The sequence below is a fragment of the Paraliobacillus sp. X-1268 genome (assembly GCF_003426095.1).
Classification (GTDB): domain Bacteria; phylum Bacillota; class Bacilli; order Bacillales; family Amphibacillaceae; genus Paraliobacillus_A; species Paraliobacillus_A zengyii.
Window position 1 is genome coordinate 452469 of record NZ_QJSK01000001.1, and the last position, 17242, is coordinate 469710.

The following is a 17242-nucleotide window of genomic DNA, read 5'->3' on the forward strand; positions in this document are numbered from 1 at the left end:
TAAATTCTTATGCTAATAAACTTTGTATATAAGCAATTACATCATCTTTATGCTGATCTGACTGTTCCCCATTAACACGTGTTTTACATTCTACGATACCTTCATCTGCACGCTTACCAACAGAAATTCGATAAGGGATTCCGATAAGGTCACTGTCAGCGAATTTAACACCAGCACGTTCAGCTCTGTCATCGTAAAGTACTTCAATACCTTTAGCTTTTAAATCAGCATACAATTCATCAGCAAGCGTTACTTGTTCTTCTTTTTTACTATTTAGGACAAGTAAATGTACTTGAAAAGGTGTAAGCTGTTTTGGCCATGTTATCCCTTTTTCATCATGGTATTGCTCCACAATTGCTGCTAACGTTCTAGAAACACCAATTCCATAACAGCCCATAATCATCGTAGTTGCTCTTCCTTGCTCATTTAAGAAGCTAGCCCCTAGCTTCTCTGCATAAAATTCACCTAATTTGAAAACTTGACCAATTTCAATACCTCTAGCAAATTTAATTACACCTTGTCCATCTGGAGAAGGATCCCCTTCTGTAACAAAACGAATATCTGCATATTTAGTTACAGAAAAGTCACGCTCTGGATTTACATTCACATAGTGATAGCCTTCTTCATTAGCACCACACGTCACATTTACAGCATGACGAACGGCATAATCCGCCACAATATCCACGTCATCATTTTCAACTTTTATTGGACCTAAAGAACCAAAACCTGCACCTAATATTTCTTTTGCTTCTGTTTCTGTTGCTAATTCAACAGTTGCAGCTTGATAAAGATTTTTAAGCTTTATTGTATTAACTTCATGATCCCCTCTTGTAACAACTAAAACAAAAGATTCATCAACTTTGAAAAATAAGGCTTTTAACCCCTTGTCCAATGTATGTTCAAGGTAATCAGCTACATCTTGCATTGTTTTTTGATTAGGTGTGGCAACTTTATCTAACGCTAAAGCTTGCTCATTCGACTTCTCGTATTGATCAACCACTTCAGCCATTTCGATATTGGCGGCATAATCAGATGTATCTGAGAATGCGATAATATCCTCACCAACTTCAGATAACGCCATAAACTCATGTGTATCTTTTCCACCCATTGCACCTGAATCTGCTATAACTGCTCGGAAATTCAAACCTAATCTTGTAAATATAGTTGAATAGGCTTGGTACATGTTATCATACATATCAGCTAAACTATCATATGAATCATGAAACGAATAAGCATCTTTCATAATAAATTCTCGACCTCTTAATAAGCCAAAACGAGGTCTTTTTTCATCACGAAACTTTGATTGAATTTGATAAACAGTAAGTGGCAGTTTTTTATAACTTTTCACTTCATCTTTAATCAAACTTGTCACTACTTCTTCGTGTGTAGCTCCTAATGCAAATTCTCGCTCATGTCTATCATTAATTCGCATCAGCTCTAGACCAAAAGTTTGCCATCTGCCAGTATCTTTCCATAATTCAGCTGGTTGTAAAGCTGGCATTAACATTTCATTTGCCCCAATATTATCCATCTCTTCACGAACTATATCTTCTACCTTTCGAAGTACTCGCTTTCCCAATGGTAAAAAACTATAGATTCCCGATGCAGTCTGTCGAATAAAGCCTGCTCGCAATAATAATTGATGACTTGTTACATCTGCGTCTGCTGGTATTTCTTTTAATGTAGGTATTAGTGTTTTACTTTGTTTCATTTTATTTTACACCTCTTGTAATAGTTCATTTCTTATAAAAATAAGCGTTGAATATCGTTCCATGTTACGACAATCATTAATAACATCAGTAAAGCAAATCCGACAAAATGAACAAACCCTTCTTTTTCTGGAGAAATTGGTTTACCTCGAACAGCTTCGATACCAACAAACAATAATCTTCCCCCATCTAATGCTGGTAACGGAAGTAAGTTGATAATACCTAGATTAACACTTAACATAGCCGTCCACATTAAGAAGGTTGCAAACCCATTTTGTACAACCTGATCAGTTGCGTCATAAATCCCAACCGGTCCAGCAAGCATATCAATTGAAAAATCACCTGTTACAAGTTGGCTCAAACTAGTGAGAATTAAGATGGAAGTCGCGTATGTTTCCTCTATACTATATGGAATTGCTTTTGCAATTGATTTCTCCATATACTGCCTAACTCCCAATTGCCCGAATTGTTGATCTTGTGATTCTACCAATCGTGGTGTTACGACAAGTTCCTGTTCTTCACCATTCTCTCGTAAAATCGTCATGGTTAACGTTGTCTCCGGATTATCTCTAACTGTCGTTTGAAATTCCGTCCACATTGTCACCTGCGTGCCATCAATTGCAATTACTTCATCACCAGCTTCAAATCCTGCTTCCTCAGCTGGACTGTCTTCTTGAATAGTTCCTAATTTAGCTTCATCTGTTGGAACACCTTGTGTAAACCCTAATATAGCGAAGATTACAATTGTAAGAAGGAAGTTCATCATCGGGCCAGCAAATAATTGCATGAAACGTTGTCTTTTTGTTTTGGAAGCAAATTGACGATCAAAAGGAGCAATTTGCGTCTCGACTTCATCCATAACAAAATCTGCTTTCGGATCAACAGTAAATCGTAACTTCTCCTCTTCTCCTACATCATAACCTTCGATAAATAATTCATGTTCTAAATCTGCCTTTTCCACTTCAATAACACGAGCAGTTGGATGTTTCGATTTTTTATTAATAATAATTTTATCGACAGAACCTGCTTGATTAAATTCAAGTGCAATTTGCTGTCCTGGTTTTAATTCCGTTATTTCTGGATCTTCACCAGCCACACGAACATATCCACCCATAGGTAACAATCGAATCGTATATAGTGTTTCTTTTTTCTTTATCGAAAAGACTTTTGGACCAAATCCAATTGCAAGTTCTCTTACTAACATCCCTGCTTTTTTAGCAAAGATAAAATGTCCAAACTCATGAACGAACACAAGTAAGCCGAACATTAAAATAAATGCAATAATTGTGTTCAACAACAGCACTCTCCTTTATTTTTACCTACTACTTAACTTACATCACTTTAGAAAAGAAGCAACTTTTATTCTTGTTTCTTTATCTATTGCCTGAATTACTTCTAGATCTGGATAAGTGATAACTTCGTGTTCATTCATAACGCGTTCAATAATAGATTCGATTTGTAAAAAAGTTATCTTATCTTGTAAAAATAATTGAACAGCGATTTCGTTTGCAGCATTTAACACCGTTGGCATTGTTCCGCCAACTTTACCAGCTTGATAAGCCATATGCAAACATGGAAAACGTTCAAAATCTAATTTAGCAAAATGTAGTTCTGCTATTTCTAATAAATCTAATCGCTTTGTTTGTGGTAATGCTAAACGTGATGGATATGTTAATGCATATTGGATTGGTGTACGCATATCAGCTGTACCTAATTGCGCGATTACGCTTTTATCATGAAATTCTACCATGGAATGAATAATGCTCTCTTTATGTAATATAACATCGATTGCATCATATGGGATATCAAATAACCAATGTGCTTCTATCACTTCTAATCCCTTATTCATCATAGTCGCTGAGTCAATTGTTATTTTTTTACCCATATTCCAGTTTGGGTGCTTTAACGCATCATCAACCGTAACATCTTCTAATTCTTTTCTTGTTTTGTCTCTAAAACTACCACCAGATGCAGTTAATATAAGGCGGTTCACTTCTTTACTGTTCTCGCCTTGTAGGCATTGAAAAATAGCAGAATGCTCGCTGTCAATCGGTAATAGGTTTACCTGATGCTTTCTCGCCTTCTCCATTACTAAATGCCCTGCCATTACTAATGTTTCTTTATTCGCAATCGCAATTGTTTTATTCGCTTGTATGGCATGCATTGTCGCATCTAGTCCCACACTACCTACTACAGCATTTACTAAAACATCTGTTTCTATATCCACACTAACTTCTACCAGGCCTTCATTTCCTATTAATATCTGAACAGATGAAACTTCTTTCTTTAATAACTGCCTTGTCTCATTATCGAAAACAACAACTTTAGTTGGTTTGAATTCATTTATTAAAGGAACGGCTTGTTTAACATTTTTGCCAAAAGCCAATGCATGGATCGAAAAATCAGTTGGATGATGTCGAATCACATCTAAGGTCTGCAGCCCTATTGAACCAGTGGCACCGAGTAAAGTGATATGTTTCATTTCAAACACTCCTATCTGATTCTATGAAACAAATTGAATAAAATGCAGAAATGGAAAGACAAATAACCAACTATCAAATCGATCTAAAATCCCACCATGACCAGGTAGTATTTTTCCGGAGTCTTTTACATTATAGTATCGTTTAAAAGCAGATTCCACTAAATCGCCCACTTGCCCAAATATACTTGCAAAAATAGTTACAAGTAATACGATCAGTATAGAGGAATGTACTGGTGCAATTAGTTGAAAAATAACCGCAACAACACAAGCTAAAAAGATTCCACCCAATGCACCTTCAATTGTTTTATTCGGACTAATTTCTGGCCACAGTTTTCGCTTACCAAATGCTTTCCCAAAAAAGTATGCACCTGTATCAGTGGCTAAAATAATAACTATCCCGTAAAAAATAAATTCTAATCCAGCTTGCTGTGTCTCAATAAAGTAATAAAAACCTAAACCAATATACATAGCTGATAATAACAGAAAACCAGCATCTTCAAATGTAAACTTATTTTTAACAAGTACAGTATAACTTAATAACAATAAAACAATAATCAACATTATTTCTGATTTATCAATCTTAAAATCGAATAATAACGTCCATAATAAAAGAAGTGTAAAAGCAGTTGGAATTGGATATTGCGTCATCTTCTTCATGTACAATAGTTCTAACAGACCAATTGAACCAATTAAGAACATTACTATATAAAAGGGCCATCCGCCTATAAAAACAAACGGGAAGAAAAGCAGTATTGCTATAATTGCTGTGATTACTCTTTGCATCATATTTGTTCACCTTCATGTCCTAAATCTACTAGTTTTGATTTAGTATATTTTATATCTGCTCATTTACACTTTAAAATATATAGTGACTATAAACCACCAAAGCGACGCTTACGGTTTTGATAATCCACTAACGCTTGCTCAAATACTTTCTCATTGAAATCAGGCCAATACACATCAGTAAACCAAAATTCTGAATAGGCTGCTTGCCACAATAAAAAGTTACTTAAACGTTGCTCTCCACTTGTTCGAATAATTAAATCTGGATCTTTTAGATCACTTGTGAATAAATAATTGGAGAATACAGATTCATCAAGCTGATCCATATCCAACTGATTTGTTTCTACATCTTTCGCAATATGTTTTATCGCTTGTATTATTTCGTATCTACTACCATAATTTAACGCAATGTTTAGAATGAGTCCGTCATTTTCACTCGTTTTGTCTTTCGCAGCTTGTACAGCTTTTTTCGTATGTTCTGGTAGTAAATCAAATGCTCCAATTGTTTTAATTTGAACATTTTCTCTAATTAGCTCTGGTAAATATGTATGTATAAATTCTTTAGGTAATTTAAGTAAATATTCTACTTCTGATTTAGGTCTTTTCCAGTTTTCTGTCGAAAAAGCATATAAAGTAAGTACTTTAATATGGTGCTTGTTTGCTACACGTACAATATCTTTTACATTATCCATACCTTCCTTATGACCAGCAAACCTTGGAAGTCCACGTTTTTTAGCCCAACGACCATTTCCATCCATTATGATTGCAACATGTTCAGGTAGTGCAAAAGCATCATTTATTCTATCATTTTCTTCAATTAACTGCTTTTTAGAGTTTTTATTTTTAAAGAAAGGAAATCTAAAAATCGACATTGTCTGTCCCCCATCGTGTGTAAAACTTAACGCTATGATGAATTCATTATAAGATATCATACCTTTAATCAGTTTACCACGTAATGGCACTCGAATCACTAGCAAATGAAAAACACTTTCACTTCAGCTAGCTTTCTAACTGTTCAGTAGTAATATTGTTATAAAAAGGAAAGACCCCCTTTATTCAGAGGGCCTTCGTCTATTATACATCTTCAATTAATTATTTACGATTAGACTTCCAATATTTCTTTTTCTTTTGATTTTACTATTTCATCAATTTCAGAAATATAGTTATTGGTTTCTTTTTGAACATCATCCTGGAAACCTCTTAATTCATCCTCTGTTATATCGCCATTTTTTTCATCTTTTTTTAATTGATCATTTGAATCACGACGAATATTACGAATTTGAACTTTAGATTCTTCGGCATATTTGCCAACAACTTTTACCAATTCTTTTCTACGTTCTTCTGTAAGTGCTGGAATGCTAATACGTACAACATTTCCGTCACTAGAAGGCGCTAATCCCAAATCCGCTTTTTGAATTCCTTTTTCAATATCCGGTATAGATGTTTTATCAAAAGGTGCAATTAGTAATAAACGTGCTTCTGGTACCGATATCGTTGCAAGTTGATTTAAAGGTGTTGGGGCACCGTAATAATCAACAAACACATTATTCAATAATGCAGGATTAGCACGGCCTGCTCTTACCGTCGATAATTGTTTAGAAAAAGATTGCACTGCTTGAGCCATTTTTGACTTTAGATCATTAATTACTGCTTGTGACATAACTTATCTCCCCCTTATAATTGTACCGATTTTTTCACCAAGTACGGCGCGCTTAATATTTCCTTCTTCCATAACTGAAAAAACGAGAAGCGGAATATCATTATCCATACATAACGATGAAGCCGTAGAATCCATTACACCAAGTCCATCATTTAACATTTGTAAGTAAGTAAGTTCTTCATATTTAACTGCATCTTTGTTTAATTTAGGATCTGATGTATACACACCGTCTACATTATTTTTTGCCATTAAGATTACTTCAGCATCTACTTCAGCAGCTCGTAGTGCCGCCGTTGTATCAGTAGAAAAGTATGGATTACCTGTACCAGCCGCGAATATAACAACCCGTTTTTTTTCTAAGTGACGAATTGCTTTTCTTCTAATATATGGCTCGGCAACTTGGCGCATTTCAATCGATGATTGAACACGCGTTTGAATTCCTTGGTTTTCCAAGCTATCTTGCAAAGCTAAGGAGTTCATTACTGTTGCTAACATACCCATGTAATCAGCGTTTGCACGATCCATTCCCATTTCACTTCCAACTTTACCGCGCCATATATTACCGCCGCCTACTACAATTGCAATTTCAACACCTAACTCTGCAATTTCTTTTACTTGCGTAGCTATCGATTTAATTACACTTGGTTCAAGTCCATAACCTTTTTCTCCACTTAGCGCTTCTCCACTTAATTTTAACACAATTCTTTGATAGTGGGCAGTAGTCATAATAACCTCCATATATGTAATTTTATTGTTTTCTTCTATTTTCATATTTCTTGTCTTGTTTCTAAACAAAAGGGAACACCACGTGTCCCCTAACTGTTTAAATCGATTTTATCCCACGATATAAAATGAGATATAACGTTATTTTTTGTTTACTTGGTTCATTACTTCTTCAGCAAAGTTATCTTCACGTTTTTCCATACCTTCACCGACTTGATAACGAACAAAGCCTTTAACAGTTGCTCCTTTATCTGCAACTAGTTTTTTAACTTTTTGATCTGGATCTTTAACAAAGCTCTGTTCAAGCAAACAAATTTCTTCAAAGAATTTACTTAAGCGACCTTCTACCATTTTTTCAACAATTTTCTCTGGCTTACCTTCATTTAAAGCTTGTGTCTTAAGTACTTCACGCTCTTTGTCTACTTCTTCAGTTGCAACAGCATCACGTGTCACATAACGAGGATTTACTGCAGCAATATGCATCGCAACATCTTTAGCGAAAGCTTCATCTGTTGTGCCTTCAAGTATAGTTACAACACCAATATTTCCACCCATATGAATGTAAGCACCAAAAGCGTCAGCATCTGTCTTTTCGAAAATAGAGAAACGACGTAAAGATAATTTTTCACCAATTTTTGCAATGTTAGCATGAATAAATTGCTCTAATACTTCACCTTCACCATGTAATGGCTGTTGAAGTGCTGCTTCAACATTTGCTGGTTTTTGTGATAATAAGTGTTTTGCTAATTCTTCTAAGATTGACTTGAATTGGTCATTTTTTGTAACAAAATCTGTTTCACAATTAACTTCTAATAATACAGCAGTATTACCGTCAACCATTACATATGCAGAACCTTCTGCTGCAATACGATCAGATTTTTTAGCTGCACTTGAAATACCCTTTTCTCTAAGAAAATCAATTGCTTCTTCCATATTACCGTTTGTTTCTGTTAAAGCCTTTTTACAATCCATCATACCCGCACCAGTTTGCTCGCGCAGTTCTTTTACCATTTGTGCTGTTACTGCCATTATGTTTTCCTCCTTAGATTATCCAAATTGATAGTTTTCTATCAATTATATAAGTAAAATCATTCAAATGTAAGATAGTATTTCTGAAAAAAGGTGATAAAGGGTTACCCCCTTATCACCCCATGTAAATTAAACTTATTCTTTTACTGCAGCTTCCGCTTCTTTTTGCTCAGTTGCCTCAGCTTCTGTAGCATTAGGAGCTTCAACTTCTTCTAGTTCTTCACCTTGTTTTGATTCTAAAATAGCGTCTGCCATTTTACCAGTAAGAAGTTTTACTGCACGAATAGCATCATCATTTGCTGGAATTACATAATCAATTTCATCAGGATCACAGTTAGTATCTACAATACCAACGATCGGGATGTTCAATTTGTGTGCTTCTGCAACAGCGATACGCTCTTTACGTGGATCAATGATAAATAAAGCATCAGGAACTTTCTTCATCTCTTTAATTCCACCAAGGAATTTGTCAAGACGATCTCTTTCTTTCATTAAGCCTACTACTTCTTTTTTAGGAAGTACTTCAAAAGTACCGTCTTCTTGCATACGTTCAATATCTTTCATACGATTAATACGTTTACGGATAGTACCGAAGTTTGTTAGTGTTCCACCTAACCAACGTTGGTTAATAAAGAACATACCTGAACGAATCGCTTCGTCTCTAACAGACTCTTGTGCTTGTTTTTTAGTACCTACAAAAAGAATAGTACCTCCATTTTCGCCAATTTGTTTTACGAAATTATAAGCTTCATCTACCTTTTTAACTGTTTTTTGAAGATCGATGATATAAATACCGTTTCTTTCTGTAAAGATGTATTTCTTCATCTTTGGATTCCAACGACGAGTTTGGTGACCGAAATGTACACCAGCTTCAAGAAGTTGTTTCATTGAGATTACTGCCATGATTTTTTCCTCCTAATAATTTGGTTTTATGCCTCCGCTTATTTCATATTTATAGAAAAACTAATCATTCGATTAGCACCATCTCTATCATCCATAAGCGTGTGTGATTGACACCAAAAGTAACTATACCATAACCAAAACATGCAATCAAGCAATTTCAACTGTTTTTTTTATGGAATTTTATCATTAGTTCAATCTCTGTTTTACCTGAATCTAATTTTCTTGCAATAGACTCAATAGATTCACCTTGATTATACAAAGATAATACTTGTGCAGATAATGATTGTTCTACTGTATCCTGAAAATCATCACCTATCGGTGGCTGATAATCAGTTATAGGTTCAGGTTCATTAGATGTTACCGTCTCATTTATCTGAACTGCTTTCTCATACTTTTTCTCTTGTTCATTATTTATTTTTGGAGGACTAGATACATTATTTTTCTTACTGCTGCTTTTCTGTTTTTCAAACATGCTAACTATTTTTTCGTTTTCTTCTCTTATTTCTAACAAATAAACAGCAAGTAGTTCTTCCATTTCTTTTTGTTGCTGGGCTTGTTTTTCTATAACATCATCGGGTTCCATGATACGATCTTTTAAAACTTTAATCGTAATAAATGTGAACACATGTAATAAAAAACTTATTAATAATAAGAAATATACCATAATACCCCTCTTAACCATTAAAATCGATTTTTTTACCGAGATACGGGTGTTCTATTGCGTGCGATTCAATTTCATTTTTCCTTGTATTATCATGCAATGTTTCATTATTAGTTGGATGCTTTTCTTCTTTTTTGTTTGAAAGTTCAGCCTTCTGCTTCAAATCATTCACAGTTTTTCGTTTAACCTCATCTTGGGCTAATTGTTGATTAGCTATAACATCTTGCATGAATTGACCACGTTGTTGGAGCTGTTCTTGTATTTTACCAGCATCTTGCGTACGTGGTAGCGCTATTTGCATTTCTACAGCTCTCCAACTCATATAGATTGCTTCCTTTCAAGCGTTATAGTGCTTTCGTGGTTATTTCACCATTGTCTAAATATACTTGTGTAAACTTCTGGGTGATTTTTGTTGTCATTTGATATTTACCAAAAGATAAATCAACATTTTCATGTAAGATGCCTTTAACAATTAACCTAACCTGTTCTACATCACCTAGCTCCACATGCAACAAGGAAAGTTCTTCCTCAATTTTATCCAATTTCAGATCCGTCTGTTTTACTGAATTACGTTGCTTCAATAAAAATATGCGCTCTTTTGAGGTTAAACCAACATTAGATTCGGCTTTTTTATGTAAACTTTCACCTAAGACCCGAAGCTTTTCTTTATTCTCATGTAAACTTTCTTTTTCTTTAAGTAATTTTGTTTCTTCTTCAGCATGTTCCTGATTGATTCCGATAGCAATTTCTGTTTTAGTATCCATCTTATTACCGATATCCCTTGCTTCTATCGTTTTACCTGCTGAACAAACACCACCAATGATATGTCCATTTTGGCAATAAATATGCTCTTGTGCAACACAATGGCTGTGCATAATTGCATTATGTACGATGATATCTTTACCCGCATCAACAATAGCTTGATTAATGTAATTAACTGTGACATCTGCACCTGCAATAATTGTACCTTTACGCTGACCGGCAATGCCTTCTGAAATAAACACGTTACCACCCGCATGAATGTAAGCAGATTCCACTAAACCATATATATGTATATCTCCTTCTGCTTCTACACGATATCCTGAGGGAACATTACCTCGAATAATAATAGACCCAACAAAATTAAGATTGCCTGTCTTTAAAGACAAATCTCCACTAACTTCATATGTATCAAATACTTGGATGACATTTGCTCCAATGCTCAATTGACCGTCAGCTGTAGCATAAAACGACTGATCACTTTCATTAAATTCAACATTTTTACCCGCACGCATCCGTATTGGCTTTCCAGATTTGGCAGGTACTTTTTTTCCGTAAATATTCAGTCCAACAATTCCCGGCACTGGATCCGATACTATTGCAATTTTTTCCTTTTCTTTAAGAGAAGGAATTTTTCTAACATCACGGAAATTTCTTTTTTCTTCCAATTCAATATTGTCATCCTGTTCACAGACATAATCAATTTTGCCATTAATTCCATGAACAGGATATGTACCTAAAGCAATTTTTAGTGGTAACAAATCTTCTTGAAAATTCGCAACTAATTTTTCTATCGCTTCTGCCTGAATACCTACTGTTATTTTTTGCTCTTTTAACCACTTTAAAATTAGTTCTACAGTTAGTTCTTCTGGATCAAAAGTCTCTTTCGCATGAAGTGAGGCATGCATTTTATCGGTTGACACACTCAACTCAAATACTTCCTGAAGAGGTTCCATATTATAATCCCCTTTACTATGACACGACTATATACGGTTTTCTGATCATGCCAAATGTTTTTTTAATTTAAAAATAGCTTGTTTATGGATTTGTGATATTCGTGATGTAGTCAACTCTAAAACATTTCCTATTTCTGTGAATGTAAGCTCTTCCTTGTAAAATAAACTAATGACTAATTGTTCGTTTTTATTTAATTGTCCAATACTCTGCTCTAGTTCATGATGACTTTCTGCTGTCAACATGCTATCTTCAGGCGTTAAATTCTTATCATCAGGTAAATTATAGCCTATACCTTCTTTATAATCATCTTGATGCTCACTTGACTTTTCTTCGATGGATAGAAGATTAGAAAATAGTGAATCTTTCACTATTTCTTCAACTTCTTGTTTACGCATTCCCAAGAATTCAGCCACTTCAGTTAACGTAGGTTCTCGATGCAATTTTTGCTCTAGATCTCGCAGTGCTTTATCAATTTTTTTAGACTTATCACGTGTTGAACGCGGTAACCAATCTTCCTTACGTAGCCCATCTATAATTGATCCACGAATCCGAAAAGAGGCATATGTATCAAATTTCAAATCTCTTTTTGGTTCAAATTTATGAAGCGCATCATATAATCCCATTAATCCTAAGCTCTTCATGTCATCTTTGCTTACATTTTTCGGAAGATGGATTGCAATTCGTTGCACATGATATTGAACAAGATAAAGATAATGCTCAACCAGTTGGTTTGCTGATTCGTTATCTCTATCATTTGACCATTTATCCCAAACCTCTTGTATTGCTGGGCTAGAATCTGACATTAAATCACCTCACAGTTGTCATGTTCCCCCATTAGTTGAAAAATTATATTTGTTTTTCTCCCGAATTTACTGTTCTTATATTTAACATACCCGTATCGAGAGAAAATTCAATTGTTCGCCCACTACTACCACCAACATCCTCTGAAACGAGAGGAATGCGATATTGTTCAAGCATCATCTTAACTGCTTCCTCATTTCGTTTTCCAACTCGAAGCATATCATTAGAAGAACTAAATGAAAACATTTGTGCACCACCAGCAATTTTAGCTTTCAATGCATATTTTCTAGCGCCTTCTTTTAGTAAATGTTCAATTAAAATTGGTAACGCCGTATCTGCATATTTTAATTGATTCAAATCACTTCGTTTTGATAAGGATGAATTTGGTAGCATTACATGTGACATACCAGCAATTTTCATCGTAAGATCATAGACAACTACCCCTACACACGAACCTAAACCTGATGTTCGCAAAACTTCCGGAGATTTTGCGAACTTCAAATCAGCAATGCCTACTTTAATAATTTCTTTTGTTTCTGTTAACACTAACTTGTAACACCTAATCGATCAAATATTTTTGGAAAAGATTCCGGATCAGGTAATAAAAAGAAATGCCCTTTAATAGGTTCACTATTATTACCCTCTTCATTAATAATTGTATCAATAATGATAGCATAGTCACTTTCTTGTGATAACTCCATCAATCCTTGTGTTAATATAGCAGCTGCCATATCAATGTGTAGGAGTGGGACTGATGGCTGTAATAATACTTTTATGAAATCCGATAATGCTGATAGATAAGAACCTGCCAATATATTACCTAATTCTTGTAATGCTGACAAACCCATTTCGTCAAATGGAGGGTTTTCTAAATTAAAATTATCTATACCTGTCATCTCTTTAACAAATACTTCTGCCTCAGGGGGGGAAAGCACGAAAAACATGTTACCAGGAGCTTCTCCTTGAATGCGGAGATAGACAGATACAATAATTTTATCAGGACCACCAACTAGGTCCATCATCTCATCAAAACCAACGACTCGAACTGCTGGTACTGTCATATCTACTTTTCTATTTAATAAAGTAGATAGAGAGGTAGCCGCGTTTCCAGATCCAATATTACCTACTTCTTTTAATGTGTCTAATTGATAAGCTGTTAATGATTCAATAAAAGACATATACTCACCTACTAACTTTCGATTTCGTGTAGCCCTTTCAATCCATCCTTAGCTAGTACTTTATCCATATCTAATAAAATTAATAAGCGATCAGCTAATTTTGCAACACCTTCAATATAATCTACTTGAACCGAACCGATAACCTCAGGCGCTGGTTCAATTGCATCAGTAGGTATATCAATAACATCATAGGCAGCATCAACAATCAAACCCACTGCTAACTCTTCTAAATTAACTATAATAATACGAGTGCTTTCTGTGTAACCAATATCCTCCAGACCAAATCTAGCTCGTAGATCGATAATTGGCGTCACTACACCTCGTAAATTAAGCACACCCTTCACAAATGGAGAGGTCTGTGGAATTCTTGTAATATGCATAACACGTTCAATGGAACCAACCTGTTTAACAGGCAGTGCATACTCTTCTTTGTTTAATTCAAAAACAATTGTTTTAAGCTTTTTTGCTGTTAATCCTTCTGTCATGATTAATCCCTCCTTATTATTTAATTAAAGCATTCGTATCAACAATTAATGCTACTTGTCCATCACCTAAAATAGTTGCCCCAGAGATAGCAAATATATCACCTAAGTAATCGCCAAGTGACTTCAATACGATTTCCTGTTGTCCAATGAATGTATCGACAATTAATCCAGCCATTTTTTCACCTTGTCTAATGATTATAATGGAACAAAACTGATCCTCTTCAACTTCACCAGGTACATTAAATACTTGTTTCAGAGAAATTAATGGTACTACTTTACCTCGGAAATCAATGACTTGTTTATTATGTGCATGCATAATTTCTGATTTGTTAACAATTGCAGTTTCAATAATTGATGATAGTGGTATAGCATACTTTTCTTTGTGCACTTCAACTAATAGTACCGATATAATCGATAATGTTAATGGAAGTTGAATAGAAAACAGTGAACCTTTACCGAATTCGGATTGGATTGTAATACTTCCTCCAAGCGATTCAATTGTATTTTTCACTACATCCAAACCAACTCCACGACCAGAGATATCAGAAATCTTATCTGCTGTCGAGAATCCGCTAGAAAGAATCAACTGGTGTATTTGAGAATCTGTTAAATTACTTGCTTCTTCCTTAGAAACAACACCGTTTGAAATTGCCTTCTCTAAAACTTTTTCTTTGTTAATTCCTGCTCCATCATCTTTGATTTCAATAATGACATGATTTCCACTGTGATAAGCATGTAGTTTTAACGTTCCCTCTTCAGGCTTTCCTTTTTCTTTTCTAATAGCCGGTGTTTCAATCCCATGGTCTAATCCATTACGAATTAAATGTACTAACGGATCTCCTATTTCATCAATAACTGTACGATCTAACTCTGTATCCGCACCTGTGATTTCTAAATTAATCTGTTTATTTAGGTCTTTTGCTAATTGTCTAACCATTCGAGGGAATCTATTAAACACTTGATCAATAGGAACCATTCGCATATTCAAGATAATACCTTGTAAATCACCGGAAATACGTGTCATACGTTCAACGGTTTCTTGAAGCTCAGCGTTTTTTAATGTAGCTGATATTTGTTCTAATCTACCACGATCAATAACTAATTCTTCAAACAAATTCATTAATGCATCTAATCTTTCAATATTAACACGAATTGTTTTACTCGTTACTTGAACTTTTTGTACTGTCTTTTCTTCACTTTTTTCAGTCGTTTTTCCCGTAGCTGTTTCTACTTGATTCATTTTTTCGCTAGTATCTTCGACTTTGACGTTATAATCAAATAGGCTTATTTCTACTTCAGCTACCTCTGATACTTTCATGATTTTCTGTTTGACATCTTCTGCAGATTCACTTGTTACTAGAATAACAGTAAAGTTATAGTCAAAATTCTCATCTTCTAATTCAGATACAGTTGGATTTGACTTAATTACTTCTCCAACCTGTTCTAAAATCTGAAAAACCATATAAACACGTGCAGCTTTTAACATACAGGTTTCTTGCAGACTAACATTCACTTGAAAATTAGAGTAATTGTTTTCTGCTGATTGTTGCAACACCGCAACTTCAAATTGATCCAATTCACCAACAGCTGTTTTTACACTAGATAGAGTTGATTCTACATTTGCTACAGCAGCTGTAGCAGCAACTTCTTCTATCGCCTCACCCTGTTCGATTGCTTCAAGCTTAGCTACTGTTGCAGAGACATCTTTTTTACCTTCACCACCATCAACAATATCTAAAACCATTCCTTCTAAGTGATCCACTGCATCGAAGACAACATCTAAAATAGCAGAATTCATTTTTAACTTGTCATTGCGTACAGCATCTAAAACGTTTTCCATTTTATGTGTTAAATCGGCTAAGTCTTTATAACCCATTGTAGCGGACATACCTTTTAATGTATGCGCAGAACGAAAAATTTCATTTACTGTGTCCATATTAGTTGGATCGTTTTCTAATTCAAGTAGACGGTTATTCAACGATTGGATATGTTCTTTACTTTCTTCAATAAACACATCAAGATATTCATTCATGTCCATTTTATTCACCTCTGGCTTTAATTTGACTAACTAGTACTTCACTTATTTCTGGTAATCTAACAACATGGTCTACTACATTTGTTTTTTCAGCTGCCTGAGGCATTCCATATACAATACACGTTTCTTTGGATTCAGAAAAAATAACCGTATTTGATTTTGCTTCTTTTAAGGTGATTAAACTATTGGCACCATCTGCACCCATTCCAGTCATAATAACTGCAAAAACCTGCTCGGTTTGTAACTGTGCAAGTGATTCAAATAATACTTCAACAGAAGGTTGATGACCATTGCGCGTTTCTTCCTTTGAAATTACAGCTTGCAAACCTTTTGCTGTTTTTTCAACACGGAACTGGAATCCACCCGGAGCAATATAGGCTGTACCCTTTTGTAAAATCTCCTTATTTTCAGCTTCTTTAACGTTGATTTCTGACATCGAATCCAAACGCTTTGCTAATGACTTTGTAAAACCAGCAGGCATATGTTGAACAATTGCTATTGATGCTGGTAAATCTCTAGGTAATCGAGTAATTACTTGCTGTAGTGCTCTTGGTCCACCTGTTGATGTCCCAATTCCAATAATTAGATCACTGTTAATTTGTTGACGAGATAAGCGTGGCGAAAATGAAGCTATTACCGACTGCTTTGGCTCTTTATAAACTAACCTATCTATCTTAGCGTCTACTGCCTGTAACACCTTAGTTTTAATTTCGGCATCTTTCTCCCTAATGTTTAGGGAAATAGAACCAGAAGGTTTTGTAATAAAATCAATTGCACCCAATTCCATCGATTCAAGTGTTTTTTTTGCTCCTTCTTTTGTTAAACTAGAAAGCATTATAACCGGTCTTGGTTTGTCTTTCATAATATTTTTAAGCGTAGTAATCCCATCCATAATAGGCATTTCTATATCTAATGTGATGACATCCGGATTTAATTGTTCAATTTTCTCTAGTGCATCTTGCCCATTTCTAGCTGTGCCAATAACAGTTATTCTTGGATGTGATTGAAGAATATCAGCAATCATTTTCCGCATGAAAGCTGAATCATCAACAACTAATACGTTAATTATGTTCATGG

18 protein-coding genes are annotated in these 17242 nt (G+C 34.8%); all 18 read right to left on the reverse strand.

Annotated elements, in window-relative coordinates:
• Window positions 1-7 precede the first annotated feature (7 nt).
• Window positions 8-1711 carry a proline--tRNA ligase gene (locus D2K62_RS02325; protein WP_117160858.1) on the reverse strand — a complete coding sequence of 568 codons (1704 nt, stop codon included), beginning with the start codon at window positions 1709-1711 and terminating at the stop codon, window positions 8-10.
• A 32-nt stretch (window positions 1712-1743) separates the two neighbouring features.
• Window positions 1744-3003 carry an RIP metalloprotease RseP gene (rseP, locus tag D2K62_RS02330; RefSeq protein ID WP_117160859.1) on the reverse strand — a complete coding sequence of 420 codons (1260 nt, stop codon included), beginning with the start codon at window positions 3001-3003 and terminating at the stop codon, window positions 1744-1746.
• Between the two features lie 42 nt (window positions 3004-3045).
• The gene (gene dxr, locus D2K62_RS02335; RefSeq protein WP_117160860.1) at window positions 3046-4191 is read right to left on the reverse strand and encodes a 1-deoxy-D-xylulose-5-phosphate reductoisomerase; all 1146 of its coding nucleotides are present in this window, start codon (window positions 4189-4191) and stop codon (window positions 3046-3048) included.
• A 21-nt stretch (window positions 4192-4212) separates the two neighbouring features.
• On the reverse strand, window positions 4213-4977 hold the full coding sequence (locus D2K62_RS02340; RefSeq protein WP_112180875.1) for a phosphatidate cytidylyltransferase: 765 nt from the start codon (window positions 4975-4977) through the stop codon (window positions 4213-4215).
• 86 nt (window positions 4978-5063) lie between these two features.
• On the reverse strand, window positions 5064-5846 hold the full coding sequence (locus D2K62_RS02345) for an undecaprenyl pyrophosphate synthase (protein ID WP_112180874.1): 783 nt from the start codon (window positions 5844-5846) through the stop codon (window positions 5064-5066).
• A gap of 230 nt (window positions 5847-6076) precedes the next feature.
• Window positions 6077-6634: a ribosome recycling factor gene (gene frr, locus D2K62_RS02350; RefSeq protein WP_112180873.1), complete on the reverse strand. Its 558-nt coding sequence runs from the start codon at window positions 6632-6634 to the stop codon at window positions 6077-6079.
• 3 nt (window positions 6635-6637) lie between these two features.
• Complete coding sequence (gene pyrH, locus D2K62_RS02355; RefSeq protein WP_112180872.1) at window positions 6638-7360, reverse strand: UMP kinase; 723 nt, start codon at window positions 7358-7360, stop codon at window positions 6638-6640.
• Between the two features lie 138 nt (window positions 7361-7498).
• Entirely contained in the window at window positions 7499-8386 is an 888-nt protein-coding gene (gene tsf / locus D2K62_RS02360; RefSeq protein ID WP_112180871.1) for a translation elongation factor Ts, read from the reverse strand.
• Between the two features lie 135 nt (window positions 8387-8521).
• Window positions 8522-9289, reverse strand: coding sequence for a 30S ribosomal protein S2 (rpsB, locus tag D2K62_RS02365; protein ID WP_112180870.1), 768 nt, complete (start codon window positions 9287-9289; stop codon window positions 8522-8524).
• Window positions 9290-9446: 157 nt separating this feature from the next.
• Entirely contained in the window at window positions 9447-9953 is a 507-nt protein-coding gene (locus tag D2K62_RS02370) for a DUF6115 domain-containing protein (protein ID WP_117160861.1), read from the reverse strand.
• 10 nt (window positions 9954-9963) lie between these two features.
• A complete protein-coding gene (locus D2K62_RS02375; protein WP_112180868.1) occupies window positions 9964-10272 on the reverse strand; it encodes a hypothetical protein in 309 nt (102 codons plus the stop codon).
• 22 nt (window positions 10273-10294) lie between these two features.
• Complete coding sequence (locus D2K62_RS02380) at window positions 10295-11665, reverse strand: flagellar assembly protein A (RefSeq protein ID WP_112180867.1); 1371 nt, start codon at window positions 11663-11665, stop codon at window positions 10295-10297.
• 45 nt (window positions 11666-11710) lie between these two features.
• The gene (locus D2K62_RS02385; RefSeq protein ID WP_112180866.1) at window positions 11711-12469 is read right to left on the reverse strand and encodes a FliA/WhiG family RNA polymerase sigma factor; all 759 of its coding nucleotides are present in this window, start codon (window positions 12467-12469) and stop codon (window positions 11711-11713) included.
• A gap of 43 nt (window positions 12470-12512) precedes the next feature.
• The gene (locus D2K62_RS02390) at window positions 12513-13013 is read right to left on the reverse strand and encodes a chemotaxis protein CheD (protein WP_112180865.1); all 501 of its coding nucleotides are present in this window, start codon (window positions 13011-13013) and stop codon (window positions 12513-12515) included.
• Window positions 13013-13645, reverse strand: coding sequence for a chemotaxis protein CheC (locus D2K62_RS02395; protein ID WP_112180864.1), 633 nt, complete (start codon window positions 13643-13645; stop codon window positions 13013-13015). The genes D2K62_RS02390 and D2K62_RS02395 overlap by 1 nt, the downstream gene beginning before the upstream one ends.
• A gap of 11 nt (window positions 13646-13656) precedes the next feature.
• A complete protein-coding gene (locus D2K62_RS02400) occupies window positions 13657-14130 on the reverse strand; it encodes a chemotaxis protein CheW (RefSeq protein ID WP_112180863.1) in 474 nt (157 codons plus the stop codon).
• Window positions 14131-14146: 16 nt separating this feature from the next.
• A complete protein-coding gene (locus D2K62_RS02405; RefSeq protein WP_117160862.1) occupies window positions 14147-16168 on the reverse strand; it encodes a chemotaxis protein CheA in 2022 nt (673 codons plus the stop codon).
• A gap of 1 nt (window position 16169) precedes the next feature.
• Window positions 16170-17240, reverse strand: coding sequence for a protein-glutamate methylesterase/protein-glutamine glutaminase (locus D2K62_RS02410; protein WP_112180861.1), 1071 nt, complete (start codon window positions 17238-17240; stop codon window positions 16170-16172).
• Window positions 17241-17242: the final 2 nt, after the last annotated feature.

What these genes read in the sequence shown, in the direction of transcription:
- D2K62_RS02325 (WP_117160858.1), bottom strand. Translation starts at nt 1,711, where the DNA reads ATGAAACAAAGTAAAACACTAATACCTACATTAAAAGAAATACCAGCA.
- dxr (WP_117160860.1), bottom strand. Translation starts at nt 4,191, where the DNA reads ATGAAACATATCACTTTACTCGGTGCCACTGGTTCAATAGGGCTGCAG.
- D2K62_RS02340 (WP_112180875.1), bottom strand. Translation starts at nt 4,977, where the DNA reads ATGATGCAAAGAGTAATCACAGCAATTATAGCAATACTGCTTTTCTTC.
- D2K62_RS02345 (WP_112180874.1), bottom strand. Translation starts at nt 5,846, where the DNA reads ATGTCGATTTTTAGATTTCCTTTCTTTAAAAATAAAAACTCTAAAAAG.
- frr (WP_112180873.1), bottom strand. Translation starts at nt 6,634, where the DNA reads ATGTCACAAGCAGTAATTAATGATCTAAAGTCAAAAATGGCTCAAGCA.
- pyrH (WP_112180872.1), bottom strand. Translation starts at nt 7,360, where the DNA reads ATGACTACTGCCCACTATCAAAGAATTGTGTTAAAATTAAGTGGAGAA.
- tsf (WP_112180871.1), bottom strand. Translation starts at nt 8,386, where the DNA reads ATGGCAGTAACAGCACAAATGGTAAAAGAACTGCGCGAGCAAACTGGT.
- rpsB (WP_112180870.1), bottom strand. Translation starts at nt 9,289, where the DNA reads ATGGCAGTAATCTCAATGAAACAACTTCTTGAAGCTGGTGTACATTTC.
- D2K62_RS02370 (WP_117160861.1), bottom strand. Translation starts at nt 9,953, where the DNA reads ATGGTATATTTCTTATTATTAATAAGTTTTTTATTACATGTGTTCACA.
- D2K62_RS02375 (WP_112180868.1), bottom strand. Translation starts at nt 10,272, where the DNA reads ATGAGTTGGAGAGCTGTAGAAATGCAAATAGCGCTACCACGTACGCAA.
- D2K62_RS02380 (WP_112180867.1), bottom strand. Translation starts at nt 11,665, where the DNA reads ATGGAACCTCTTCAGGAAGTATTTGAGTTGAGTGTGTCAACCGATAAA.
- D2K62_RS02385 (WP_112180866.1), bottom strand. Translation starts at nt 12,469, where the DNA reads ATGTCAGATTCTAGCCCAGCAATACAAGAGGTTTGGGATAAATGGTCA.
- D2K62_RS02395 (WP_112180864.1), bottom strand. Translation starts at nt 13,645, where the DNA reads ATGTCTTTTATTGAATCATTAACAGCTTATCAATTAGACACATTAAAA.
- D2K62_RS02400 (WP_112180863.1), bottom strand. Translation starts at nt 14,130, where the DNA reads ATGACAGAAGGATTAACAGCAAAAAAGCTTAAAACAATTGTTTTTGAA.
- D2K62_RS02405 (WP_117160862.1), bottom strand. Translation starts at nt 16,168, where the DNA reads ATGGACATGAATGAATATCTTGATGTGTTTATTGAAGAAAGTAAAGAA.
- D2K62_RS02410 (WP_112180861.1), bottom strand. Translation starts at nt 17,240, where the DNA reads ATGAACATAATTAACGTATTAGTTGTTGATGATTCAGCTTTCATGCGG.